Source organism: Actinoplanes sp. NPDC051343, assembly GCF_044455125.1.
Taxonomy (GTDB): Bacteria; Actinomycetota; Actinomycetes; order Mycobacteriales; family Micromonosporaceae; genus Actinoplanes.
On sequence record NZ_JBITEL010000011.1, the window covers coordinates 264563 to 289427 of the forward strand.

Annotated in this window: 24 protein-coding genes; 14 read left to right on the forward strand and 10 right to left on the reverse strand. The window is 71.7% G+C overall.

The window, feature by feature from the left end; genetic code table 11:
* Window positions 1–20 precede the first annotated feature (20 nt).
* A complete protein-coding gene (locus ACIA5C_RS33380) occupies window positions 21–1610 on the reverse strand; it encodes a diguanylate cyclase (protein WP_396062120.1) in 1590 nt (529 codons plus the stop codon).
* Between the two features lie 89 nt (window positions 1611–1699).
* Between ACIA5C_RS33380 and ACIA5C_RS33385 the strand changes: the two genes are divergently transcribed.
* The gene (locus ACIA5C_RS33385) at window positions 1700–2764 is read left to right on the forward strand and encodes an NAD(P)/FAD-dependent oxidoreductase (RefSeq protein WP_396062122.1); all 1065 of its coding nucleotides are present in this window, start codon (window positions 1700–1702) and stop codon (window positions 2762–2764) included.
* 30 nt (window positions 2765–2794) lie between these two features.
* On the opposite strand, the gene ACIA5C_RS33390 is transcribed toward ACIA5C_RS33385, so the two are convergent.
* The gene (locus tag ACIA5C_RS33390; RefSeq protein ID WP_396062124.1) at window positions 2795–3889 is read right to left on the reverse strand and encodes a polysaccharide deacetylase family protein; all 1095 of its coding nucleotides are present in this window, start codon (window positions 3887–3889) and stop codon (window positions 2795–2797) included.
* 507 nt (window positions 3890–4396) lie between these two features.
* Window positions 4397–5596 carry a cysteine desulfurase-like protein gene (locus ACIA5C_RS33395; RefSeq protein ID WP_396062126.1) on the reverse strand — a complete coding sequence of 400 codons (1200 nt, stop codon included), beginning with the start codon at window positions 5594–5596 and terminating at the stop codon, window positions 4397–4399.
* Window positions 5597–5656: 60 nt separating this feature from the next.
* Here ACIA5C_RS33395 and ACIA5C_RS33400 point away from each other — a divergent pair, with 60 nt between their 5' ends.
* Entirely contained in the window at window positions 5657–6058 is a 402-nt protein-coding gene (locus ACIA5C_RS33400; RefSeq protein ID WP_396062128.1) for a PPOX class F420-dependent oxidoreductase, read from the forward strand.
* A gap of 19 nt (window positions 6059–6077) precedes the next feature.
* Complete coding sequence (locus ACIA5C_RS33405; RefSeq protein ID WP_396062130.1) at window positions 6078–7937, forward strand: M3 family metallopeptidase; 1860 nt, start codon at window positions 6078–6080, stop codon at window positions 7935–7937.
* Here the strand turns inward: ACIA5C_RS33405 and ACIA5C_RS33410 are convergent.
* The gene (locus tag ACIA5C_RS33410) at window positions 7934–9541 is read right to left on the reverse strand and encodes a protein kinase (protein ID WP_396062132.1); all 1608 of its coding nucleotides are present in this window, start codon (window positions 9539–9541) and stop codon (window positions 7934–7936) included. The two genes, ACIA5C_RS33405 and ACIA5C_RS33410, sit on opposite strands and share 4 nt — an antisense overlap.
* Before the next feature lie 29 nt (window positions 9542–9570).
* Entirely contained in the window at window positions 9571–10236 is a 666-nt protein-coding gene (locus ACIA5C_RS33415) for an FMN-dependent NADH-azoreductase (RefSeq protein WP_396062134.1), read from the reverse strand.
* Window positions 10237–10323: 87 nt separating this feature from the next.
* Here ACIA5C_RS33415 and ACIA5C_RS33420 point away from each other — a divergent pair, with 87 nt between their 5' ends.
* Together ACIA5C_RS33420 and ACIA5C_RS33425 are read left to right on the forward strand one after the other, a co-directional pair.
* Window positions 10324–10830 carry a MarR family winged helix-turn-helix transcriptional regulator gene (locus tag ACIA5C_RS33420; protein ID WP_396062136.1) on the forward strand — a complete coding sequence of 169 codons (507 nt, stop codon included), beginning with the start codon at window positions 10324–10326 and terminating at the stop codon, window positions 10828–10830.
* Window positions 10831–10834: 4 nt separating this feature from the next.
* Window positions 10835–11293 carry an SRPBCC domain-containing protein gene (locus tag ACIA5C_RS33425; RefSeq protein ID WP_396062138.1) on the forward strand — a complete coding sequence of 153 codons (459 nt, stop codon included), beginning with the start codon at window positions 10835–10837 and terminating at the stop codon, window positions 11291–11293.
* Here the strand turns inward: ACIA5C_RS33425 and ACIA5C_RS33430 are convergent.
* A complete protein-coding gene (locus ACIA5C_RS33430) occupies window positions 11285–12460 on the reverse strand; it encodes a lanthionine synthetase LanC family protein (RefSeq protein WP_396062140.1) in 1176 nt (391 codons plus the stop codon). The genes ACIA5C_RS33425 and ACIA5C_RS33430 overlap by 9 nt on opposite strands.
* 604 nt (window positions 12461–13064) lie before the next feature.
* On the opposite strand from ACIA5C_RS33430, the gene ACIA5C_RS33435 reads away from it, so the two are divergent.
* The gene (locus ACIA5C_RS33435) at window positions 13065–14282 is read left to right on the forward strand and encodes an LCP family protein (RefSeq protein ID WP_396062142.1); all 1218 of its coding nucleotides are present in this window, start codon (window positions 13065–13067) and stop codon (window positions 14280–14282) included.
* A 58-nt stretch (window positions 14283–14340) separates the two neighbouring features.
* Window positions 14341–14721: a DUF1304 domain-containing protein gene (locus tag ACIA5C_RS33440; protein ID WP_396062144.1), complete on the forward strand. Its 381-nt coding sequence runs from the start codon at window positions 14341–14343 to the stop codon at window positions 14719–14721.
* Here ACIA5C_RS33440 and ACIA5C_RS33445 read toward each other — a convergent pair.
* Window positions 14718–14987, reverse strand: coding sequence for an SCO0607 family lipoprotein (locus ACIA5C_RS33445; RefSeq protein WP_396062146.1), 270 nt, complete (start codon window positions 14985–14987; stop codon window positions 14718–14720). The two genes, ACIA5C_RS33440 and ACIA5C_RS33445, sit on opposite strands and share 4 nt — an antisense overlap.
* 102 nt (window positions 14988–15089) lie before the next feature.
* Here ACIA5C_RS33445 and ACIA5C_RS33450 point away from each other — a divergent pair, with 102 nt between their 5' ends.
* From ACIA5C_RS33450 to ACIA5C_RS33470, 5 genes are all read left to right on the forward strand, one after another.
* Window positions 15090–16316, forward strand: a complete 1227-nt coding sequence (locus tag ACIA5C_RS33450) for an ROK family protein (RefSeq protein WP_396062148.1) — start codon at window positions 15090–15092, stop codon at window positions 16314–16316.
* Window positions 16317–16394: 78 nt separating this feature from the next.
* Window positions 16395–17483 (forward strand): sugar ABC transporter substrate-binding protein, encoded by a 1089-nt coding sequence (locus ACIA5C_RS33455; RefSeq protein WP_396062150.1) that lies wholly within the window; start codon window positions 16395–16397, stop codon window positions 17481–17483.
* Window positions 17471–18232 (forward strand): ATP-binding cassette domain-containing protein, encoded by a 762-nt coding sequence (locus ACIA5C_RS33460; RefSeq protein ID WP_396062152.1) that lies wholly within the window; start codon window positions 17471–17473, stop codon window positions 18230–18232. Before ACIA5C_RS33455 ends, ACIA5C_RS33460 begins: the two co-directional genes overlap by 13 nt.
* Window positions 18229–19380: a sugar ABC transporter permease gene (locus ACIA5C_RS33465; RefSeq protein WP_396062154.1), complete on the forward strand. Its 1152-nt coding sequence runs from the start codon at window positions 18229–18231 to the stop codon at window positions 19378–19380. The genes ACIA5C_RS33460 and ACIA5C_RS33465 overlap by 4 nt, the downstream gene beginning before the upstream one ends.
* Window positions 19380–20705 carry a GH1 family beta-glucosidase gene (locus tag ACIA5C_RS33470; RefSeq protein ID WP_396062156.1) on the forward strand — a complete coding sequence of 442 codons (1326 nt, stop codon included), beginning with the start codon at window positions 19380–19382 and terminating at the stop codon, window positions 20703–20705. Before ACIA5C_RS33465 ends, ACIA5C_RS33470 begins: the two co-directional genes overlap by 1 nt.
* Before the next feature lie 10 nt (window positions 20706–20715).
* Here the strand turns inward: ACIA5C_RS33470 and ACIA5C_RS33475 are convergent, their stop codons facing one another.
* Window positions 20716–21636 (reverse strand): TIGR03619 family F420-dependent LLM class oxidoreductase, encoded by a 921-nt coding sequence (locus tag ACIA5C_RS33475; RefSeq protein ID WP_396062158.1) that lies wholly within the window; start codon window positions 21634–21636, stop codon window positions 20716–20718.
* A 239-nt stretch (window positions 21637–21875) separates the two neighbouring features.
* Window positions 21876–22319: an SRPBCC domain-containing protein gene (locus ACIA5C_RS33480; protein ID WP_396062160.1), complete on the reverse strand. Its 444-nt coding sequence runs from the start codon at window positions 22317–22319 to the stop codon at window positions 21876–21878.
* A gap of 54 nt (window positions 22320–22373) precedes the next feature.
* Here ACIA5C_RS33480 and ACIA5C_RS33485 point away from each other — a divergent pair, with 54 nt between their 5' ends.
* Window positions 22374–22949: a TetR/AcrR family transcriptional regulator gene (locus ACIA5C_RS33485; protein WP_396062162.1), complete on the forward strand. Its 576-nt coding sequence runs from the start codon at window positions 22374–22376 to the stop codon at window positions 22947–22949.
* An 18-nt stretch (window positions 22950–22967) separates the two neighbouring features.
* Here ACIA5C_RS33485 and ACIA5C_RS33490 read toward each other — a convergent pair whose 3' ends face one another.
* Window positions 22968–23690, reverse strand: a complete 723-nt coding sequence (locus tag ACIA5C_RS33490; RefSeq protein ID WP_396062164.1) for a sulfite exporter TauE/SafE family protein — start codon at window positions 23688–23690, stop codon at window positions 22968–22970.
* 38 nt (window positions 23691–23728) lie between these two features.
* Between ACIA5C_RS33490 and ACIA5C_RS33495 the strand changes: the two genes are divergently transcribed.
* On the forward strand, window positions 23729–24850 hold the full coding sequence (locus tag ACIA5C_RS33495; RefSeq protein WP_396062166.1) for a 5-methyltetrahydropteroyltriglutamate--homocysteine S-methyltransferase: 1122 nt from the start codon (window positions 23729–23731) through the stop codon (window positions 24848–24850).
* Window positions 24851–24865 lie beyond the last annotated feature (15 nt).

Genomic DNA, 24865 nt, shown 5'->3' on the forward strand with positions numbered 1-24865 from the left:
GAACGTACTCGCCCGCCCGGCTAAGCGCCGACGACTCGGTCGCGGCCACCGCGCTTGGCCGTGTAGAGGTGCTGGTCGGCCCGTTCCAGCAGATCGCTCACGGCGTGCGGGCCGTCGGTCGCGGTCGTGACGCCGATGCTGGTCGTGACCGGCAGCCCGTGGGTGACGGCCGACCAGTCGTGGCCGCGGACCTTCAGCCGCAGCTCCTCGCAGCGGAGCTGGGCCTCGCGGGCGTCGGCGTCCGGGAAGATCAGCAGGAACTCCTCGCCGCCCAGCCGGGCCGCGATCGTACGGCCGATGGCGGCCTCCGCCAGCAGCTGGCCGATCTGGCGGAGCACCGTGTCGCCCGTGTTGTGGGACAGCGTGTCGTTGATGCGCTTGAAGTGGTCGAGGTCGACGATCGCCAGCGAGATCGGGGTACGCCGGGTCGCCGCCTCGGCCAGCAGGGCGGGCAGGCGCTCGTCGACGTAGCGGCGGTTGTAGAGGCCGGTCAGGGCGTCGCGGTGGGCGAGCTCGCGGAGCTCCTCGCTGACCCGGCGGGCCTCGGTGGCGTCGTACGCGGCCTGCAGCGCGTGGGCCCGGGCCTCGCGCTGGGCCGAGTGCAACGCGGTGGCCTCGGCGTAGAAGACCCGGTGCTCCTCGTACGCCTCCCGGTAGCGGCCCGTGTCGGCGTAGAGCGCGGCCTGCCCCTCCCGGGCCTGGGCGCGGATCAGCCGCAGGTTGCGCTCCTCGGCCATGGCCGCGCCGGCGTCGAGGGCGACCTGCGCCTCGGCGTAGCGGTGCCCCAGGCGCAGCGTCTCGGCCATGGTGAGCAGGCAGGTGGCGAGGGCGTCGCCCTCGTTGCCGGCGACCCGCGAGCCGGGTTCGAGGACGGGGGCCAGGGTGACCGCGGCCCGGTCGTAGTCGCCGCTCATCATCTCGACCCGGGCGATCGTGTCGAGCTGACCGGCGCTGAGCGGGAAGTCCTGCTCGGCGGCGACCTCCCGCATCTGCCGGCAGTACTGCAGTGCGAGCGGTTCGTCGTCGCGTTCGAAGGCGGTGTACGCCATGTTGTTGAGCACCTGGGCGATCAGCTCGCCGTCGGCGAGGGCCATCGCGATGTCGAGCGACTCGGCGAAACGGCGGTCGCCGTCGGCCGAGTGGCCGTTCTCGTCGAGGGCGATCGCCAGGGTCAGCAGGTGCCGGGCCCGGATGCCGAGCTCGGCGTCCTCGGGCAGGCACGACAACCCCTGCAGGGCGTGGGTGTGTGCCGACGAGACGTCGCCGACCAGGCGGTAGAAGAGGGAGACCTCGCGGTGGGCGCGGGCCAGGAGGTACGAGCTGCCCTGCTGCTGGGCCCACGCCAGGATCTGGTGGGCCTGCCGGCCGCCGTCCTCGATCTGGCCCTCGCGCATCATCACGCAGATCACCAGCAGGCGGCACCGCTGAACGAGGTCGGCCTCGCCGAGTTCCTCGGCCCGCCGCATGATCTCGGTCGCCGGTTCGGTGAGGGTGCGCAGCGCGGAGACCGGCCGCCCCTCGAGTTCGGAAACGGCCGCGGCCAGGCGCGCAACCTCGCCGTCGGCCGGGGCCATGGCAGGCCCAGCCGGCGCTATCGCCTCAGTCGTCACGTCTCGCCTCCGCCGCCTCCTGGATCGGGCTGCCACTTGATCGGCTCCCGCGGCGCCGGCTGAAGGAAACTCCGGCGGACAATGCCTCTGTGGTGATCGAGGCGGATGTCGCGGTGGTCGGGGCCGGCATGGCCGGCGTGTCGGTGGCGTACGAGCTGAGCGGCCGCCGGTCGGTGGTGGTGCTGGAGCAGGAGGGCCAGGCGGCCTACCACACCACCGGCCGGTCGGCGGCGATGTTTCTGCAAAGCTATGGCGGCCCGGAGGTGCGGGAATTGACGGCCGCGAGCCGTGCCGTCTTCGACGAGGCGGGTCCGCTGCTCAAACCGCGGGCCCTGGTCTGGGTCGCCCCGGCCGATCAGGTCTCGGAGTTGTCGGAAATGGCGGACCGGCTGCCCGGCCTGCAGCCGCTGACCGGCCCGGAGGCCGAAGCCCAGTGCCCGCCACTGCGAGCCGGATGGTGCGCGGCCGCGCTGATGGAGCAGAGCGCCGAGGAGATCGACGTCCTCGGGCTTCACCAGCACTATCTGGGCAACGCCAGGCGCCGGGGCGCCCGCATCGTCCTCGGCGCCCGGGTCGAGGCCGCGGACCACGACGGCACCCGGTGGCATCTGTTCACAGAAGCAGGCCTGGTCAAGGCCGAGGTGGTCGTCAACGCCGCCGGCGCCTGGGCCGACCAGGTGGCGTCCACCCTCGGAGCGGAGCCGATCGGCCTGAAGCCCCTGCGACGGACGGCCGCGGTCGCCCGCGCCTCGGACGTCGACCCGGCCTGGCCCCTCGTCGCCGACGTCGGCGAAACGTTCTACTTCCGCCCCGAGGGCGCCAACATCCTGCTCTCCCCCGCCGACGAGATCCCGAGCGAGCCCGGCGACGCCCACCCGGACGAGATCGACGTCGCCCTGGCCCTGGAACGGGTCAACGAGGCGACCACGCTACGGCTCCGGAGCGTGGTCACGGCCTGGGCCGGCCTGCGTACGTTCACCGCGGACCGCAACCCGGTGGCCGGCCCCGACCCGGCCCGGGAGGGTCTGTTCTGGCTGGCGGGCCAGGGCGGCTACGGCATCCAGATGGCACCGGCGCTGGCCAAGCTGGCCGCCGGGGCCGTTCTCGGCGAAAGCACCGTCCCGGGCGCGCTGAGCGTCCAGCGGTGGCGCTGAAGCGCCGGCGCCGGCCGTCCGGCGGTGACGCTAGAGCGCCACGAAACGGAGCCCCCTCGCGACCAGGGCCGGGATCACCGCGTTCAGCGCCTGGTAGGTCTGTGACCGGTCCCCGCCGCCGTCGTGACAGAGCAGGATCTGGCCGGGCCGCGCCGCGAGCAGCTTGCTCTTGATGTGCGGCACGCCGGGCCGCGACCAGTCGCGCGGATCGTCGCTCCAGTCGAGCGGCACCAGCCCCGCCTTGGCCACCTCCTGCAGCACGGTCGGCGACCAGTCGCCGCCGGGCGAGCGGAACAGCTTCGGCGCGTGCCCGGTGGTCTTCTGGATCTTGGCCTGGGCCCGCTCGATCTCCTTGCGCACGACGTCGTGCGACTTGCCGGCCAGCTTGGTCGGGTGACTGTAGGTGTGGTTGGCCAGCTGATGCCCGGCATTGCTCACCGACTTGGCGACGGCCTCGTGCCCCAGCACCTGGTTGCCGATCATGCAGAACATGGCCGGCACGTGGTACCTGTCGAGGAGCCGGAGGATCTTCGGCGTCCAGATCGGGTGCGGCCCGTCGTCGATGGTCAGAGCGATCGCGTCGGCCGGGAACGCCGGCGCGCCGGTCATCCGCCGATAGTCGCTCAGCGTGAAGATCGGCTTGTGCTGCACCGGCAGGCCCACCACCGGGGCTTTCTCGGTCGGCGGGGCCGGGCGCGGCCGCACGACAGCGCGCGTGACGGGCAGTTCGCCCGCCGGCCCGGCCGGCTTCGATGCCGACATCTCGAAATCGGCGGCTCCGGCCAGGAGAGCAAGTCCGGCCGCCGAGGGTACGGCGACGAGCACGCGCCGCCTCGCAACGGGGTGCTCGTCCCCGTACTCCTTGAGGCGACCCACCTGCCGCCCGGCCGCCCGGCCGCCCCTGGTCTGCCTGAGCCGGTCGAGCCGGGCCGCCGCCATCCGGCCGCCCCGGCTGGCGCGAAGCCGCTCCCGGCTCCGGTCGCGCACGGCACCGAGCCGTTCGCGGCTCTGGTCACGCACGGCCCTCAGCCGTCTGCCGCTCTGCCGGCGCAGAGCACGCAGCCGCTCGTTCTCCTTCAGTCGATCGAGGCTCCTGCCGCCCACGTCCTTGAGCCGATCGAACATCCGGTTTCACCTCCCGCTCGGGTCCGGCGGCCCGTCCCACGCAGCCCGCCGGAGGAACCGATTAGTCGACAGCGGGCGACCATATCAGGACCCGTCAAAGCGGACCCAAACGCATTTACCTACTTAAGTAGGGTGTTGCTCACACTGTGTTTTCACCGTGGTCTCACTGCCCCCGTCCATACGCTGCCGGAGCAGGGAACGCTCAGCCCGGTGACCGGAGAGGTTCGTTCATCTTCCCCGGCGAACGCAGCGCCTCGCCGCGGGTGGCGCGAAAATGGCAGGCCCACATGGCGACCGCGCGGCCACCAACGGGGCGAATTGCGACACCGCGTCGTAGACGGCGCCTCGGCGAAACGGGCCCGGTGGCAGCCTGGATCTGGTTGGGCCCGGGAAGCCGCCCAGCGGCCGTCCGCCAGCGCGGCGTCCACCTCGCCCTGACCGGCGGGACACGGGCCGGCTCCATCGTCGTAGCGGCAACCCACCCGGGATCATGGCGCCGGCACGCGGTCAGCGGATTTTCTGGAGCGCCTCCAGCAGGCGGTCGACCTCGTCGGCGGTGTTGTAGTGGTAGATGCTGGCGCGCACGGCGCCACCGGAGTCGCGGAGGCCGGTCGCGGTGAAGAACTCGACCGCGTAGTAGTCGCCGTTCGAGACGCAGATGCCCTGGTCGCCGAGGATTCGTGCGGTTTCGGCCGGGCTCTGGCCGGCCACCCGGAAGGCGAGCGTCGGGCAGCGGTCGGCCGGGGCCGGGACGACGGTCACGCCGTCGATCTCGGCGAGCCCGGCGGCCAGCTTCGCCGCCAGCTCCTTCTCGTACGCCGCGACGGCCGTCATGCTCCCGACGAGGCTCTGCCGGCGGGAGCCGTTCCGGCCGGCGAGCGCGGCCAGATAGTCGACGGCGGCCGTGATGCCCGCGAGCAACTCGAAGCTCAACGTGCCGTACTCGAAGCGGTCGGGCGCCTGGGCCGGCGACGGCACCAGCTTGACCGGGTGCAACGGCTCCCAGATCTGCGGCTCCGCCACGACCGCGGCGTAGTGCGGGCCCGACCACTTGTAGGCGCTGGTCACGTAGAAGTCGGCGCCCAGCGCGGCCACGTCGACGGGCAGATGCGCGGTGGCGTGCACGCCGTCGACGTAGACCAAGGCGCCCTCGTCGTGCGCCAGATCGGCGATCTGCCGGACCGCCGGGATGGCGCCGTTGGCGTTGCTCGCGGCGGTGACCGCGACCAGCCGGGTGTTCGCATTGATCAGCTCACGGTATTGGCCGGTCGGCAGCCCGCCCGTGGTGACGTCGACGTCGGCCCAGCGGACCCGGGCACCGGCGTGCCCGGCCGCCTGCACCCAGGGGCGCACGTTGGCGTCGTGGTCGAGCCGGGACACCACGATCTCGTCCTGCGGGCCCCAGCCCTGGCTGAGCGTGCGGGCCACGAGGTAGGTCAGGGCGGTGGCGCTCGGGCCGAAGACCACGCCCTGCGGGTCGCCGCCGACCAGGTCGGCCACCGCGGCGCGCGCGGCCGCGACGATCTCGCCGGAGCGGCGGGCCGGTTCGAAGTTGGTGCCGCGGTTGGAGACGGCGGTGCGCATGGCCCGGGTGATGGCCGCGATCACCGGCTCGGCCGGCTGGGTGCCGCCGGCGCCGTCGAAATGCACGAAGCCCTCGGTCAGGGCGGGGTATTCGGACCGGATGCGGTCGACTTCAAGGGGCATGAGGGGACTCTATGGGTAAGGGGGTATCCAGAGAGTTCCCCCCGATCGTGAGGATGCGTTTTGTCTGACCTGCCCGACCGGCTCGTCGCCATGCTGCAGGCGCCGAGCACCGGCCTGATCGCGACCACCAACCCCGACGGCTCCCCGCAGCTGACCGAGGTCTGGCTCGACACCGACGGCAAGAACGTACTGGTGAACACCGTGCAGGGCTTTCAGAAGCTCAAAAATGTCGCCCGCGACCCGCGCGTCGCCGTCAGCGTCCTCGACCGGGCCGACCCGGCCGACTACTACTCGCTGGCCGGCACCGTCATCAGCACCGACACCGAGGGCGCGGCCGAGCACATCGACCGGCTCTCGCACAAGTACACCGGCGGGCCCTACCCCAACTACGGCGGCCGCCCGCAGGTGCGGGTCCTGCTGACGATCCGGGTCGACCGGATCGTGCACGCACCCTGGGCCTGACGACCACTAGCGTGAGGTGATGCGGCTTCTCGACGACGTGCCCGGGCGGATCGCCCGGGCCCGCGCCCTTCAAACGGCCATCACGACGGGCACGGTCTCCGGGTCCAAGGTCCTTGACGCGTACGACGAGGCGAGCGCGACCCTCGTCGACGGCGCCCATCGCGCCAAGCTGATCCAGCAGACCGACCCGTCGGCGGCGACGCGCTCGGTCGCCCGGCAGGCGGCCGAGGAGCTGCACGAGGCCCTGCTCGCCCTGTCGCTCGATCCGCCGGTCTACCAGGCCCTGTCGGCGATCGCGCCGGACGACCCGGTCGCCCGGCACTACCGGGATCGGGTGGTGCGCGACATGCGGCGCAACGGGCTCGACCGGGATCCGGCGACCCGGGCCCGCGTGCGGGAGCTCCAGCTGATCCTGCACGGTCTCGAACAGGACTTCGAGGACGCGATCCGCTCGGACGAGCGTTCGGCCGCCGTCCCGGCCGCCGACCTGGCCGGCATGCCGGCGTCCTATCTGGCCGCCCACCCGCCCGGACCCGACGGCCTGGTCGTCCTGACCACGGCCCAGCCCGACTACCTGCCGATCCAGCGCTTCTGCCGGTCCGCGGCCGTACGCGAGAAGATGTGGCGGCTGTTCCAGGAGCGCGGCCGCCCGGCCAACGTCCCGATCCTGCAGGCCCTGCTGACCACCCGGCTCGAACTGGCCCGGGTGCTCGGTTTCGACTCGTTCGCCGACTACGCCGCCGCCGACAAGATGATCGGCACGTCGGCCGGCATCACCGCCTTCATCGATTCGGCCGCCGACGCCTCGAAGGCCGCTGCCGCCGCCGACTACGCGCGTCTGCTCGAGTTCTCCGCCCGCACCGAACTCGACCCCTGGGACGTGCCGTACCTGATCGAGCAGGTCCGGGCCACGTCGTACGGTTCGGACAGCCGCGACCTGCTGCCCTACTTCGAGTTCGGCCGGGTCAAGGCCGGCATCATGGCGCTGCTGACCTCGTTGTTCGACGTGCATTTCACCGAGACGTCGTCGGCGTCGGCGTGGCATGGGTCGGTCGAGACGTACGAGGTGACCGACGGGTCGGGTGCGCTCCTCGCGCAGGTGCACCTCGATCTGCATCCCCGCCCCGACAAGTACGGGCACGCCGCCCTCTTCGCGATGGACGCCGGCAAGGCCGGCCGGCGGTTGCCGTCGTGCGCGTTGGTCGCCAACTTCCCCGGGCCCGGCGATCTGCTGATGCCGGCCGAGGTCCGCACGTTCCTGCACGAGTTCGGCCACGTCATCCACTACGTCCTGGCCGGTCGCGGCCACTGGTCGGGCCTGAACGGCCTCACCGTCGAGTGGGACTTCGTGGAGACGCCGTCCCAGTTGCTCGAACAGTGGTTGGCCGATCCGCGGACGGTGGCCACTTTCGCCGTACACCAGGAAACCGGCGACCCCCTGCCCGCCGCCGCCGTCGAACGTCTCCGGGCCGCCGAGGCCTTCGGCCGAGGTCTGGAGACCCGCCGTCAGCTGGTGCTCGCCACCCTGAGCCACGACCTGCACTCGGCGACCGGCCCGTCGACTCCGCCATCGGACATCGCCGCGGCCGCCCACCGGGGCCTGCTCCCCTACCGCCACGTGGACGAGGTGTGGCAGCACCTGAGTTTCCTGCATCTGGCCTGGTACTCGGCCTGCTACTACACCTACCAGTGGTCGCTGGTGATCGCGAAGGACCTGTTCACGGCCTTCGCCGGTGACGATCCCGGGGTGGCGCACCGCTACCGCGACCAGATCCTCGTGCCCGGCAGTTCGGCCCCGGCCGCGACTCTCGTCTCGAACTTCCTGGGCCGCCCCCACAACGCGGACGCCTACCGGGCGTGGCTCACCACGCCGAGCTAGGGCTCACCCTTCCCTTTGTCCTTGTCCTTGCCCTTGTTGTCGTTGCCGGGACCCTTGCCCGGCTTGTCCTCGATCACCGGCTTGGGCGGGGCGGCCCGGGTGGCAACCGTGACCGGCGCGGGCAGGGTGGTGCGGCCACGCAGCGACAGGTCGGAGCGGCACGCCACGCCGTTGAGGGTGAAGGTGTCGGGCAGCATGGTGGCGTCGGAGTACGAGGCCTCGAATGTCGTCTCCAGCGGATGCCCGGGGGCCAGAGCGGTGCCGTCGGCCCGGACGTCGGCGCCGGACTGGTGCCAGGTGGCGTTGGAGCCGTGGAGCAGGTGCTGGCCGGTCGGCAGCCGGAACGCGAGGCGCCAGCGACCGACCGCCGCGGAACCGTCGTTGACCAGGGTGACCGCGGTCGAGGCGCGGCCGCCGGAGACGTCCTGGACGGCGTAGCGGACCGTGCACCGGATCGGCGCGGCGGTCGCGCTGGGCCGGGGTCCGGCGGCGGCCGCCAGGGCGGGCGGGTCGGGGCGGGACAGCCACCACGCGAGGGCCGGGCCGGTGACCAGCAGGGCGGTCGCGGTGGCGATCGCGGTGCGCCGCACGGCCGGGCGCCGGAAGTCGAGGCGTTGCGATGCCGGGCGCGTCGGGCCCGGACGGGTGGAACCGGACCGGGCCGCAGCGGTCTCCGCGCGGCCGACCGGCGGCACGGCCACCGTGCGGCGCTGCTCCGGCTCCTGGGCGGCCGGCGGTGCGGGAACGGCGTCCTCGCCCGCGCCGCCTCCGAAGAGGGCGGACAGCGGCGATGCGAGGGGCAGACCGGCAATGCCGGCCAGGGCGTGGGCCGCGGCCTCGGCCGACGGCCGGTCCGCCGGAGCCTTGGCGAGGCATTGCCGGCACAGCTCGGCGACCTCCGCCGGCATTTCCGGTACGGGCGGGAGCGGCGCCGGCTCCTGATACCAGTGGGCGCGCAGCATTTCCGTCGTGGTCGACGCCCGCCAGGGCAGCCGCCCGGCGACCATCATGTACAGCAGCAGCCCCAGCGCGTACACGTCGGTGGCGGGCCGCACCAGGCCGCCGGCGAGCCGCTCCGGCGCGAGGTAGGCGGGGGTGCCCAGCACCAGGCCGGGATCGCTGTCGCGGTCGCCGACGGCGGCCGAGATGCCGAAGTCGACCAGTTTGACGCCGTTGGCCGTGACCATCACGTTGGCCGGCTTGACGTCGCGGTGCACCACGCCGCGGGCGTGTGCCGCCGCCAGCGCCGCCGCGACCTGGGCCGCGATCAGCACCGCGACCCGCCACGGGAGCGGGCCGGCGCTGAGCAGGGCGTTCACCGGGCGACCGGCGACCAGTTCCATCACCACGTACGGCAGGCCGGACGCCTCGCCGTAGTCGTAGACCTCGACCACGTTGGCGTGCCGCAGGCCGGCCGCCGCGCGGGCCTCGGCGTAGAGCTGGTGGAGCAGTGCGGGGTCGGCGGCCACGTCGGCCGTGAGGACCTTGACCGCCACCTCGCGGCCGAGGACCGCGTCCGTGGCCCGCCAGACGACCGACATGCCGCCGGCCCCGAGCCGTTCGAGTAGGCGGTACCGGGCCGCGATGGTCTGACCGACGTCCATGGAGGTCCGGTGCCCGCCGCCCGGTCACGTCAAACGCGCGCCGGGGCTCCCAGGGCGCGACCGGCTTCGCGGGCCGCGTCGAGCGCGCCGCGGTGCATCTCGGCCGCCAGGTCGGCGAAGGGTTCGAGGTCGGGCACGACGCCGACCAGGGTGAACTCGCGCTCGACCACGGTGAGGTCGGCCGCCCAGATGTCGCCGAGGACGCGTCGCAGGTACGGCGTGGAGTGGTCCCAGCCGTGCCGGGGCGTGCCCTCGCCGTACGCCCCGCCGCGCACCGTGGCCAGCACGACCGGCTTGCCGGCGAGCATGCGCCGGGCCTCGGTGGCCCGCGGGTCGGTGAGGATCAGGTCGAAGTAGGTCTTGATGTGCTGCGAGACGCCGTAGTTGTAGAGCGGCACCGCCAGCAGGATCGCGTCCGCCTCCAGCAGCTCGTCGACCAGGGCCGAGGCGAGGGCGACCGCCGCCTTCTGCTCCGGCGTCCGGGCGTTCTCGGGGGTCTGCGAACCGGACACCGCGTGTCCCCAGGCGTCGGCCGGCAGCACGTCGACGCCGATGTGACGGCGTACGACCCGGTCGCCCGGGTGGGCGGCCAGCCATTCCTGCTCGACGATGTCGGCGATCTCGCGGCTGGCCGAGCCTTCGACGCGGATGCTGGCATCCAGTCGGAACAGCGTCATGGTGGTCTCCTCAGTCATGTTTCAAGCTTGAATCAAGCGTGCGTCTCTTCAAGCTTGAAATCAACAGTGAAGTGACCTCGTTCACCTTTGAAGTAGGCTGTCGCGGTGCCGGAAACCGAACCTCGTTGGCTGAACCGGGCCGAGCAGGCGGCGTGGCTGTCCCTGACCGGGATGATGATCCGGTTGCCGGGAGTGCTCGACGCGCAGCTCCAGCGCGACAGCGGACTTACCCTGTTCGAGTACTTCGTGATCAGCAACCTGTCGATGGCGCCGGACCGCACCAGCCGCATGAGCGAGCTGGCCTACCTGGTCAACGGCTCGCAGTCGCGGCTGTCCAACGTCGTCAAGCGCCTCGAGGAACGCGGCCTGGTGCGCCGGGAACCGTCACCGGAGAACGGCCGGCACATCAACGCGATCCTCACCGACGAGGGCTTCGAGGTGGTGCGGCAGGCCGCACCGGGCCACGTCGCGGCCGTACGCCATTACATCTTCGACGCTCTCGAGCCCGGTCAGGCCGAGCAACTGCACGACATCGGTGACCGCATCGTCGAACGCACCGACCCGCCGTCGATTTTCCCCCGCATCGACCGGCTCGGCCGCGTCATAGGCTGACGGCGTGTATTCGACCTCGGTATCCCGGCACATCGACGCCCCGCCCGCGACCGTCTATCGCGCACTGCTCGACCCGGACGCGATCGCGAAGTGGCGCGTGCCGGACGGCATGCGCAGCCACGTACACCAGTTCGAGGCCCGGGAGGGCGGCCGCTTCCGGGTGTCGCTGACCTACGACACCCCCGGCAGCGCCGGGAAGTCGGCCGAGCACACCGACACCTACCACGGCCGGTTCCTGTCCTTCGTCCCCGACCAGCGCGTGGTCGAACAGTTCGAGTTCGAGACGGCCGACCCCGCCCTGCAGGGCACGATGACGATGACCACGACGCTGGCCGCCTCCGGCGCCGGCACCACGGTCACGATCCTGCACGAGGGCATCCCCGACGTGATTCCGGCCGCCGACAACGAGACCGGCTCCCGCATGGCCCTGGACAACCTGGCCCGGATCTGCGTCTCACCGTGAGGGAGGCTGGTCCGGCCAGGGCACGGCGTAGGCCGGATCCGCTCCGCCGGTGATGCGGGCGAACCGCAGCAGTTCCCGGACGATGCCGGCGTTCCCCATCGCCCAGCCGGCCTGGGGTTGCAGCGCGCTCGGCGTCTCACGGTGCTCGTGGTTGGACCAGCGCACCCCGGCGCCGTCGACGGTCGCGCGGGCCGCGAGGTCATCGACCAGCGTGCCCGCGAAGCCGAGTGACTCGCCCTGCTCGACGTGCCGGTCGCAGGCCAGCGCCAGGACCCCGGCCGTTCCGCAGCAGTGGCCGTTGTTGTCCCAGAAGCCGGGGCGCAGGCGGCGCGGCAGGCCGGAGGTGGTGACGGTGTGCCAGCAGCGGTCGCCGAGCGCCGCCCAGGCGGTGTCGGCGGTGAGAGCCCCGAGCAGCCGGAACGCCTGGGCATCGCCCGCGGGCCCGTTGCACCATCCGTAGCTGTAGCGCTCGATCAGCTCGGGCAGATGCTGCGGGTCGGAGTGCGGAACGAGAAAGCCCGCCGGCCCCGCCTCGTCGCGGGACACCACGTCGGCCGCCCCCGCCAGAGCCATCCCGGTCAGGTCGTCGCGTCCGGCGGCGGCGCCCACGGCCGCCAGCGCGTACACGATCCCGAGGGTTCCGTGCGCCATGTGGTGCGACCGCGGCGGGCTCGGGCGGACCGCCCAGTTGACGCCGCCGGGCGTCGGGTCGGCGGCGTCGAGGTAGGGCTCGGCGGCGAGCACGGCCAGGTCGAGGTCGCCGGTCTGCAGCGCCCCCAGCGCGATGCCGGCGTTGCCGAAGAGCAACTCGAACATCGGCCCCCAGCGCTGCCCGTCGAACCGCGAACGCACCAGGCTCAGCGCGCGGCCGGCCGCCCGGCCCGACGGCTCGTCGCCGAGCAGGCGGTGGGCCGCGTGCAGGGCGACCGCCATGCCGGTCAGCCCGAAATAGAGCGAGCAGTCACCCACCTCGTCGACGGCCGCGGCCAGGGCGGTCGCGCTGCGCAGCGCGGCGTCGCCGTACCGGTCGTCGGAGAAGTGCCGGTGACCCTCCAGCAGCGCGAGCACCACCCCGGCCCGGCCGCTGTAGAGCGTGTGGTCGGCCTCGTCGAGGGTTGCCGGGCCGATCATCCAATCCAGGGCGCCTACGGCGAGAGCTTCGGTCACCCCCTCATCACACCAGACCGGCCCGGGTGATGAGTTGGCGCGCCCGCACCCGAGCGCCACCTCGCCGGCTCACCGGATCCGTAGCCGCAACCGTCCACATCGGACCCTCGCACCCTCACCGGGAAGGTCGAGTGCCCACGAATCGGTGACGAATCCGGCGAAACAACGGACCAGCCGTACAACTCGGCCTCGGCTCACTCCCGGGTTTGTGCCGCGTTGCCGGGGACTTACTCCATCCGGTCCCGGATTCGCCGACGTTTGCCCGGTCTTCGGTGGGAGGAAGCGTTGTTGCGATTTCTGTCGGCAGGGCACCGGTCCGGCGCGCGGATCAGCAGTGGTGTTCGTCGCTCGCGCGGCGACCCGGCCGTCCACTGTGGCCGATTTCGCCCCGGAAAGCACAGCGTCTCATGCCCGCCCAAATGCGCTTGGTAACGGCAAATCGGGACAGTCGCCAGAGATTGACCTTGGGCGCTAAGATCACGGCCCCGCGGGGTGGACCATTGCAACGCGAAGATATATCTGTTTCTGTCAGCATCGGGCCCGGCGTGGGCGGCCTCGGCGTCGAGGCTTACCGACAACCGCCCGCGTCTAGAGGAGTCGATGCATGTCAACAGTGACCGAACGGCCCAGCGGCCCCGGTTTCACGCCGGGGCCTCCGCCGGGTCCGGCCACCGGTGACGGCAGGAAGCCGAAGAAGCGCCACAAATCGCCGCTCTGGGCCAAGCTCGTGACGGTCCTCGGCGCGGTTCTGGCGCTGGTCGCGACCAGTGGCATCATCGGCGCGAAATACTTCCTGGGCCAGCTGACCGACAACATCCAGACCACCTCGAGCGTGCTCGGCGACTCCGCGACCGGCAGCAACAGCAGCGGCGGCACCCCGGCCGGCAAGCTGCCCGACGGCGCGATCAACCTGCTGCTGCTCGGGCTCGACACCCGTGCCGAATGGGCCCAGCAGGGCATCGACTCCCGCTCCGACACGATCATCATCATGCACATCGCGGCGACGCACGACTCGGCGCAGATGATCTCGATCCCGCGCGACACGAAGGCCGAGATCCCGGCCGATCCGTCGATCGGTTTCCGCGGCCAGAGCGACAAGATCAACTCGGCGTACCAGGTCGGGTCGCAGGGCGGCCGCGGCTGGCAGGGCGGGGCCAAGGAGGCGACCGCGGCCGTGCACAAGCTGACCGGCATCTCCTTCAACGGCGTCGTGGTCATCGACTTCGACGGCTTCAAGGGCATGCTCGAGGCGATGGGCGGCGTCTACATGTGCGTCGACAAGGAGATGTGGTCGAGTCACTACCGGGTCGACTCCAAGGGCAAGGTCTCGTACGCGAAGGGCGCCGACCCGCAGAGCCCGCCGTCGAACGCGCTCTGGTTCCACAAGGGCTGCCGCAACATGGAGCCGTGGGAGGCCCTCGAATACTCGCGGCTGCGGCACTCCAGCAACGGTGACTACGACCGCCAGCGGCACCAGCAGCAGTTGCTCAAGGCGATGGCCAAGAAGGCGAGCAGCAGCGGCGTCCTGACCAACCCGTCCAAGGTCTCGAAGATCCTGGCCGCGGCCGGCAAGTCGCTGAAGATGGACACCCACGGCGTCTCGATCACCGACTTCATGTTCGGCCTCAAGGGTCTGGCCAGCGCCGATCTGGTCCCGATCAAGACCAACAGCGGCACGTACGCGTCGGTCGACGGCGGCACGAAAGAGGGCATCAACGACGTGACCCGGCAGCTGTTCGCGGCCACCGCGTCCGACAAGCTCAACGCCTTCCTGATCGATCACCCGAGCCTGGTCATCGACGGAACCGCGGCGGCCAAGTAGCGAAGGACCGCCCGGCGGTCTTTTCCCTTCCGGACCAAGATCGGCCAGAATGGCCGCCATGAACCCCGTCGGGCAGGCCGCCGCCCTGATCGCCGCCTTGATCCACGTCGCCATCTTCGCGATGGAGAGCCTGCTGTTCACCCGGCCGGCGGTACGCAGCCGGTTCCACGTCGGCGACGCGGACGTGGCGGCGGCCCGGCCGTGGGCGCTCAACCAGGGCTTCTACAACCTGTTCCTGGCCGTCGGCACGATCGTCGGGCTGATCCTGCTGCACACCGACGGCTACCCCCAGGCCGGGCGCGCCCTGATCGCCCTGGCCTGCGCGAGCATGCTCGGGGCCGCGCTGGTGCTGATCGCCACCGACCGCCGGATGGCCCGGGGCGCGCTCATGCAGGGCCTGATGCCGCTGATCGCGCTGGCCCTGCTGATCTTCGCTTAGCCCGAAACGTCGACGATCCTGCCGTTCTGGTCGACCGCGTGGGTGCGCCAGTAGACGTCCCACTTGTCGTCGACGTGCTGGGGTTCCTTGCCGGCCGGGTAGCGCGCGAAGCCGGACGGCGGGTCCTGCTGGTCGGAGACGCACTGGCGGCCCGTGCCGTTGATCGACTGGACCGGGTATTCGCCGCCGCCGCAGATCGCGTCGTTGCCGCAGCCGCCGACCAGCAGGCCGGTCATCGTCAGGGTCAGCAGGTAGCTCTTCCTCATGCCCCGAGTCTTGCCGCCGCGCGCCAGCGGGACCCGGGTGCGCGTACTCAATCGCTGCTCAGATGCTTGTGCGCATACTTCTTTTCGACTATAAAACAATCATTGAACCAAACGTTGGGAGTAGCGGTGGTCAAGAAGGCCTCGGTCAAGGACGTACGGCGGCGCAACCGCGCGCTGATCCTCCGGCACGTCTGGCTTAACAGCCCGACCTCGCGCAGCGAGGTCGGGGCCGCCACCGGGCTGTCCGCGGCCACCGTGACCAACGTGATGACCGAACTGCTGGCCGAGGGCGCCGTCCGCGAGGGCGGCTTCCTCGAGTCGGACGGCGGCCGGCGCCGGGCGATCGTCAGCGTGGCCGAGGACGCCGCGCTGGTGGTCGGCGCCGACGTCGGCGAGACCCGGATCGGGGTCAAGATCTTCGACCTTGCGTTCCGGCCGCTCGCCGCCCGGGACTACCCGATCAAGGGCCGCCGGATCGGGGTCGCCGAGGCCCGGGCCGCGATCGACGCCCAGGTCGTCTCGATGCTGGACGAGCTCGGCACCGGCAGCAGCCGGGTGCTCGGCCTCGGCCTCGGTGTGCCCGGCATCGTCCAGGACCAGCTGGTGCACGCCGAGGTGGTCGGCTGGCACGGGGCCGACTTCTCCGGGTTCGGCGACGAACTCGGGATCCCGGTCTACATCGACAACGGCGCCAAATCGACCACCCAGGCCGAAATGTGGTACGGCGCCGCGCGCGGAGTCGAACACGGCGTGATGGTGCTCGTCGGCGAGGGCGCCGGGGCCGGCATCATCACCGACGGCCGGCTCTACCGCGGTTACTCGTCCAGCGCCGGCGAGTGGGGCCACACCAAGATCAGCCTGGACGGGCCGCACTGCCGGTGCGGGCGTACGGGCTGCGTCGAGACCTTCGTCGGGGCGTCGGCCCTGCTCGACCAGTGGCGCGGACCGGACGAGACCTGGCTCGGCCGCGAAACCGAGGGCGTCGAGGCGATCCTCCGGGCCTGGCGCGACGGTGACCCCGCCGCCCAGCGCGCGATCGACGCGGTGGTGCGGCACCTCGGGCTGGCGCTCTCCAACCTGGTCAACCTCTACAACCCGCAGAAGATCATCGTCGGCGGCTGGTTCGGTGACCGCCTGGCCGCCGAGTCGTTGCCGTCGATGCAGGCGGCCGTGCGCCAGTTCGCCCTGGATCAGCCGGGCGGTGAGGTGGTGCTGGCGCGCTCACAGCTCGGGCCCGACGCGGCCGTGCTCGGGGCCGCCACCCTGCCGATCAGCCGGCTGATCGAGGACGGCGCGGGCGCCGAGCGCCTCCGCTCCTCCCCCCACTAGCCGACCCGCTCTCCGTCCGCCGTCCCGCCACCGGGCCACGGCGCGATACCTCACGCCCGAACCACTGAAGGGAAAGCCATGTTGCGACGACTTCTCGCCCCGGCCGCGATCGCGATAACCGCCCTCGCCACCGCCGCGGCCTGCACCCAGGGCTCGCCGGCCGCCGACACGAAACCCGATACCAAGGATCTCTCGATCGCCTTCCTGATGCCCTGCTCGACCTGTGCCGACCGCTTCGAGAGCAAGGACAAGCCCTACTTCGAGGACGCCGTCAAGCAACTCGACCCCTCGATCAAGGTGATCGCCAACAACGCCCAGGGCGACGCGGCCGTCCAGCTCCAGCAGGCCGAATCGGCGCTCACCAACGGGGCCAAGGTGATCGTGGTCAGCCCGTTCACGGCCGAGACCGGGGCCTCGATCGTGGCCAAGGCGGATGCGGCCGGTGCCAAGGTCGTCGCGTACGACGGGGCGGTCGAGGGCGCGGTGCCGGCGGCGTACGTCTCGTTCCAGAACGAGAAGGTGGGCGAGCTGCAGGGGCAGTACCTGCTCGACAAGCTGCCCAAGGGTGCCACGGTCGCGATGGTCAACGGCGACATCACGTCGGCGCCGGGACGGGACTTCAAGGCGGGGGCGCACAAAATTCTCGACCCGGCGTTCGCGGACGGGCGGCTCAAGCTCGGGTACGAGGCGGACACGCCCAGCTTCGACCCGGCCAAGGGGCAGGCCGAGATGGAGCAGGGCCTGACCAAGCTGAACGACAAGGTGCAGGGCGTGATCGCGCCCAACGACGGCCTGGCCAACGCGGTGATCACGGCGCTGACCGCGCGCAAGCTCAACGGCAAGGTGCTGGTCACCGGCCAGGACGCGACCGACCCGGGACTGCAGGCGATCATGGCCGGCAACCAGTCGATGACGGTCTACAAGTCGATCCGCACCGAGGCCCAGGCGGCCGCCAGGATCGCGGTGGCGCTGGCCAAGGGTGACACCGCGGGCGCGGCCGCGCTGACCACGACGACGGTCGACAACGGCACCGGCAAGGTGCCGGCGCTGCTGCTCGACCCGGTGGCGGTCACCAGGGCCAACATCGCCGACGTGGTGATCAAGGACGGGTACACCACCAAGGACAAGATCTGCGTGGGCGAGGCGGCCGCGAAGTGCGACCTCTGACTCCGACTCTCGAGCTGCGCGGCGTGGTCAAACGGTACGGCCACGTCGCGGCACTCACCGACGTCGACTTCACCGCGACCGCCGGCGAGGTGGTGGCCCTGGTCGGCGACAACGGCGCCGGCAAGTCGACGCTGATCAAGGCGATCGCCGGCACCCACCGCATCGACGGCGGGCAGATGCTGATCGACGGTGAGCCGGTCACGATCGGCTCACCCACCGAGGCGTCGGCGCTCGGCATCGAGACCGTCTATCAGGACCTGGCGCTGTGCGACAACCTCGACGTGACGGCCAACCTCTATCTGGGCCGGGAGAAGCGGCGCAAGCGGTCGCTGCTGCTCGACCGGGAGGGCATGCAGGCCCACGCGGCCGGCGTCATCGCCGACCTGGCCGCGCACCTGCCGGTGCTCGACAAGCCGGTGTCGGCGCTGTCCGGCGGGCAGCGGCAGGCGATCGCGGTCAGCCGGGCCGCGCTCTGGGGCTCGAAGATCGTGCTGCTCGACGAGCCGACGGCGGCCCTCGGGGTGGCGCAGACGGCGATGGTCTACGACCTGATCCGGCGGCTGCGCGACCGCGGCCTGGCGGTGGTGGTCATCTCGCACAACATGGCCGACGTGTTCGCGGTCGCCGACCGGGTCACCGTGCTGCGGCTGGGCCGCAACGCGGGCGAGTTCACGCCGGACGCCGACTCGTCCGACGACGTGGTCGCCGCGATCACGGGTAGCCGCGAGCGGGGCGGGGAACAAGCATGACGCTGATGCGTACCGCCGCAAGCGGCACCGGAACGGTGCTGATCGGCCTCGTCGTGGTGTGGATCTTCTTCCAGTCCCTCAACGGGAACTTCCTTTCGGCACGCAACCTGTCCAACCTGCTGCTGCAGATCGCGGTGCTCGGCACGCTCGCGGTCGGCATGGTGATGGTGCTGATCCTGGGCGAGATCGACCTGTCGGTCGGCGCGATCGCCGGGGTGAGCGCGGCGACCCTGGCCGTGCTGATCACGAACCACGGCTGGCCCGCGTGGGCCGCCATCGCCACGGCGCTCGCCCTCGGCGCGGTGATCGGGGTCGTCCACGCCGTGGTCATCACGGCAGCCGGGATCCCGTCGTTCATCATCACGCTGGCCGGCCTGCTGGTCTGGCAGGGCGTGCAGCTGTGGCTGGTCGGCGACGGCGGCCAGATCCCGATCCGGGATCCGGCGATCCGGTCGATAGCGTCCAGCTATCTGGTGCCGGGCTTCGGCTGGGTGGTGGCGGTCGCGGTCGTCGCGGGGTTTGCCGGCGTACGCCTCCTGCAGCGCAACCGGCGCACCAGGCATGGCCTGACCGTTCCGCCGATGACGGCGGAAGCCGTCGCGGTGGCCGTCGTCGCCGTCGTCGTGCTCGCGATCACCTGGGTGCTCAACTCCTACTTCGGCATCCCGTGGGTGTTCGTGCTGCTGCTCGGCCTGGTCGCGGCGGGCGGCGTGCTGATGACCGGAACCACGTTCGGCCGGCACGTCGTCGCGATCGGCGGCAACCGGGAGGCGGCCCGGCGGGCCGGGATTCCGGTGCGCCGCACGGTGATTGTCGTGTTCGCGCTGATCTCGGCGATCGCCGCGCTGGCCGGCATCATCGAGGCCTCGCGCCAGTTCTCCGCCTCGAACGCGCTCGGCGGCGGCACGCTGCAGCTCAACGCGATCGCGGCCGCGGTGATCGGCGGCACCAGCCTGTTCGGCGGCCGCGGGCGCGTCTACCACGCGGTCCTCGGCGCGCTCGTCGTCGGCAGCGTGCAGAACGGACTCGACCTGCTGGGCGAGCCGGCCGCGGTCAAGAACATCGCCACCGGCGTGATCCTCGTGGTCGCGGTTGTCATCGACGCGGTGTCACGGCGACGCCGACTGGCTCGGGGAGGTTCAGAGTGATGCGTTTTCCGGACGGCTTTCTGTGGGGCGCGGCCACCGCCGCCTACCAGATCGAGGGGGCGGTCAGCGAGGACGGCCGCGGACCGTCCATCTGGGACACGTTCAGCCACACCCCGGGCGCGGTGCTGCGCGGCGACACCGGCGACATCGCCTGCGACCACTACCATCGCTGGCCGGCCGACCTCGACCTGCTGTCGTCGCTCGGGGTGAACTCCTACCGGTTCTCGGTGGCGTGGCCGCGGGTCCTGCCGACCGGCGACGGGGACGTCAACATCAAGGGGCTCGACTTCTACGACCGGCTGACCGACGGGCTGCTCGAACGCGGCATCACGCCGATGGTCACCCTCTACCACTGGGATCTGCCGCAGGGGCTGCAGGACCGGGGCGGGTGGGCTTCCCGGGACACGGCCTTCCGCTTCGCCGACTATGTACAGGTGGTCCACCAGCGGCTCGCAGACCGGGTGCCCTACTGGCTGACGCTCAACGAGCCGTACTGCTCGGCGTTCGTCGGGCACCTGGACGGCACACACGCGCCCGGGCTGCGGGACGAGAGGGTGGCGGTCACCGCCCTGCACCACCTGCTGCTCGGCCACGGGCTGGCCGTGCAGGCCCTGCGGGCGGGCGGAGTCACCGGGCAGGTCGGCATCACATGCAACCTGACCTCGGTCCGCGCCGCGTCCACCGACCCGGCCGACGAGGAAGCGGCGCGACGGCTCGACCTGCACGAGAACCGGATGTTCCTGGATCCGCTCTTCCGGGGCGAATATCCCCTGGACGCGGTGGCGCAGTACGGAGATCTCGACTTCGTCCGGGACGATGACCTCGCGGTCATCTCGGCTCCGCTCGACTACTTCGGCATCAACTATTACGAGCGGCACGCGGTGCGTGCCTCGCCCGCCGATCCCGTACGCGGGTGGGAGCGCGTGCCGCCCGCCGAGCCGACCCTGACCGGCATCGGCGTCGACCCGCGCGGCCTGCGGGAGATTTTGGAACGGGTGCACCGCGACTATACGTCGTTGCCGTTGGTGGTCACCGAGACCGGGCTGGCGCTGCACGACTACGTAGGGCCGGACGGGGAGGTGGCCGACGACGAGCGGATCGCGTTCTTCGACGGCCACGTGCGGGCGGCCCACGAGGCCCTCGCGAACGGGGTGCCGCTGTTCGGCTTCTTCCCCTGGTCGTTCCTCGACAACTTCGAGTGGGCGTCGGGCTACGGGGTGCGGTACGGCCTCTACTACGTCGACTACGCCACCCAGGAACGGCGTCCCAAGAGGAGTGCCGCCTGGTATCAGCAGCTGATCCGGGCCAACGGCGCCGCCCGGTGAAGCAAGGCCCTCAGATCAGGCCGGCGCGGACCGCCGCGGTGTGCAGTGCGGCGGCGTGGTCGAGGTATTCGGCCAGGCCCGACGTCACGGTCGGGAGCTGGATGAAGACGTGGTCGGCGCCCGCCCCGGCCAGGGCCGCCACGTCGTCGATCAGCTGCGGCACCGAACCTCCGTAGAGACCCCGCTCGGTGAGGCTCGACACCGCCATCTGGAAGTAGCAGCCGATCTCCTTCGGGTCCCGGCCGGCGTCCGCGGCCAGATCTCGCAGCTGAGCGAGCATGGCCGCGACGGCCTCGGGCGGGGCGCCGGTCATCAGCCAGCCGTCGGCCCGGCGGGCGACCCGGGTCAGCGCCCGGCGGTTGGTGCCGGCCAGCAGGACCGGGATGTTCCGGGCCGGCTTGGGGCCGACCTCGGCCGGGCCGATCCGGTAGCGCTCGTTCTCGAACGCCACCGGATCGGGTCCCCAGACGGCGGCCGCGATGTCGAGGAACTCGTCCAGGGCGGCGCCCCGCTCGGCGAACGGGCGGGGCGCGGCCGCGGCGTACTCGTCGATCGACCAGCCGGTGCCGAGGCCGGCCAGTACCCGGCCGTCGCTGAACGCGTCGAGCGTCGCCAGCGAGCGGGCCAGCGCGAACGGAAGGTGCAGCGGGGGAAGCAGCACGCAGCTGCCCAGCGAGGCCCGCGCGGTGACGGCCGCCGCCGCGGTCAGGGTGAGCAGCGGGTCGGCCACCGTGCGGTAGCGGTCCGGCCAGGGCGTGCCGGGGGCTCCGTAGAGGCCGTGCGGACCCGTCTGGTCGGCCGGGAACAGAATGCGTTCGAACACCCAGAGACTGTCGTATCCGATGTCCTCGAGAGCCCGGGCGGCGGTCACCACGTCGCGCGGACCGAAGTATCGGGTCTGGGGCAGGCCGAAGCCGAGCTTCAAGGTCACGCGGGCACGGTAGCGCCCTTGACGACCAGCCGGTCGCGAAGGGTGCGGCCCGGGCCGCGAGCGGGGCCGTCGGCCCGGCCGGCAGCTGAGCCGTTGGACAGCCGGGAGTTTCGGCCGGCCGAACGCCGGGCGATTTCGTCAGGCGGCGGGCCGTCGTGCGGGCGCGTCGGAGCCCCCGGCCGTGGAGCAGGACGACGAGGGGCGCCGCCGGATCCGGCGGCGACGACGACCTTGCCCGGTCAGACCGGCAGCTGGGGATCGTCGAGGACCGCGGGGAACCCCACGGTCAGCATCTTGACCCGCACCGATCGCAGCAGCCGGCACATGAAGAAGCCGCCGACGCCGGTGAAACCGGTGTGCTCCCAGGTGAATCGGGTGCCGCCCGGCGTGGGTTCGAGGCGGTAGGCGACGAAGGTCGGCGCGGCGCCCTCGTCGCCGGTCCACGAGTAGCGCAGCAGGCGCGGGGCGTCGACCTCGAGCACCTCGCAGTCGACGATCCCTCGCCAACCGGCCACCGGCTTGGCGATGAACCGGAACCGGGTGCCGACGACCGGCGCGAAGCCCTCGGGGCGGCCACCCTGACCGGTGGTGGTCCAGCGCGGGACGAGCGCCGGGTCGGTCAGCACGCGCCACACATGCTCGATCGGGTGCGGGTAGTCGCGGGTGATGCGGAACTCGCTCATGTCTGCTCCTTTTTACTGTCGCTGTAAAAATACAGTAGCAGTAAGATGCTCGGCGTGACCCTGCGCGAGGAAAAGAAGCGGCAGATGCGGCAGCAGCTGTCCGACACCGCGACCCGGATGTTCCTTGAGCGCGGGTTCGACGGCGTGCGGGTCGCCGAGGTCGCCCGCGCCTGCGGGGTCTCGGAGAAAACCGTGTTCAACTACTTCCCGACCAAGGAGGCGCTGCTGCTCGACCGGCTGGAGGGCACGGCGACGGCCCTGCGCTCCGCGCTGGCCTCGGCCACGACCACGCCCATCGACGCAGCGTTGCGGCTGCTCGACGCCGAGCTGGACGGGTTTGCCGGCAACCCGGAGGGCTACCGGCGCTTCGGCGCGCTGCTGGAGACGGTGCCGTCGCTGCGGGCGTACCGCAACGACATGATGGACCGGTTCGTGGCCGCGGCGGCCGAGGCGCTGGCCGCCCGCGACGGCCGGGCCGCCACCGACCCCGAACCGCAGATCGCGGCGGCCGCGCTGCTCGGTCTCTGGCGCGTGCAGTACGAGAGCCTCCGCCGCCATCCCGATGCGCCCGAGACGGTGCGCGCCGAGGTGCGGCGGGCGGCTCAGACCCTGCGGAACGGCTTGGGCTGAGCACACAGCCGGCGTCGATCAGCCGAGCGTGACCAGCAGCAGGACGCCGACGACGACGAGCGTGGCCGAGGCGGCCTGGCGGAGCCGGTGCTGCGGGAGACGGCCGGCCAGCGCCGCCCCGGCCACGACCGCGGCTCCGGAGACGACTCCGAGGAGCGAGCCCAGGGCGTACCGGATCTGGCCGTTGCCGCCGTAGGCGGCGCAGGCGAAGGCAACCAGCGGAAGCCCGATCAGCTGGCTCGCGGCGACCGCGGTCCGCGGCGCGACCGCGAGCGACAGCAGCACCGGCACCAGCAGCACCGCGCCGCCCGTGCCGGTCAGCGCCGACCCGAAACCGACACCGGCGCCGACCAGCACGGCGACGACCGTCGGCAGCGACTCCCGATCGGCGTTCGCCCGCCGCCGGGGCAGCAGGTTGTAGACGCCGCTGCCCAGGGTCAGCGCGGCCAGGACGAGATGCAGGACCCAGGCCGGTGCGATGCCGTTGGTCAGGGCGCCGGCCGCCGCCGCGGGCGCGGCGCCGGCGGTGAGCAGGAGGCCGAGGCGCCAGGGCAGGGCGCCCTTCCTGGCGTACGCGATGACGCCGACCAGACTCGTGAAGAGGAAGCACCAACTGGCCGTTCCCGCGGCGGTGTGCGGATCGAGGCCGGTCAGCCAGATGAGGGCGGGTGGAAGCAGGACGCCGCCGATGCCGACCGATCCGATCAGAAGTCCGGCCGGAATTGCTACGAGGAGGATCACCTTCGATAGACTGCTCGGGCGATCGAAGGGAGTCCCTCATGCCACTCCGCGACACGCCGCCGTTCCGGGCCGACCACGTCGGCAGCCTGCTGCGACCGGCCGACCTGCTGGCGGCCCGGGCCCGTTTCGCCGCCGGCGACCTCGACGCGGCCGCACTCCGGGAGGTCGAGGACGCCGCGATCCGCGACGTCGTGCGCATGCAGCGCGACGTGGGCCTGCAGTCGGCGACCGACGGCGAGTTCCGGCGCACGTCCTGGCACATGGACTTCATCTATCGCCTCGGCGGCATCCGCCCGACCGACGACAAGATCCAGGTCCACTTCCGCAACGCCGAGGGCGATCTCGACTTCGAGTCGGCGGCGCTGGCGATCACGTCGCCGGTGCGCCTGGAGTCGACCATCTTCGGCGACGACTTCGCTTTCCTGCGCGACCAGGTGGGGCCGGGTGTCACGGCCAAGCTGACGATCCCGTCGCCGAGCATGGTGCACTACCGGGGCGGCCGGGCCGCGATCGATCCGGCGGTCTACCCCGACGAGGAGCAGTTCTGGGCCGACCTGAGCGCGGCGTACGCCGAGCAGGCCCGCCGGGTCCACGAGCTGGGCTGCCGCTACCTGCAGCTCGACGATACCAGCCTGGCCTACCTCAACGACCCCGAGCAGCGGCGCCTGCTCACCGAGCGGGGCGACGACGCCGAGCACCAGCACCTGCGCTACATCAGGCAGATCAACGCGGCCATCCAGGACCGCCCGGCCGGCCTCTCGGTCACCACCCACATGTGCCGGGGCAACTTCCGCTCCTCGTGGGCCGCCGAGGGCGGCTACGACTTCGTCGCCGAGGCCCTGTTCAGCGAGCTGGCGGTCGACGGCTTCTTCCTCGAGTTCGACGACGAGCGCTCGGGCGGCTTCGCGCCGCTGCGGTTCGTGCCGCCGGGCAAGATGGTCGTCCTCGGCCTGGTCACGACCAAGCGCGGGCAGCTCGAATCGAAGGACACGCTCAAGCGGCGCATCGACGAGGCGGCCAAATATGTGCCGCTCGAACAGCTCTGCCTCTCGCCGCAGTGCGGCTTCTCCTCCACCGTCGAGGGCAACGCCCTGACCTACGACGAAGAGGTCGCCAAGCTCAGCCTCATCGTCGAGACGGCCCAGGAGGTCTGGGGCTGAGCTGCCCGCCTATCG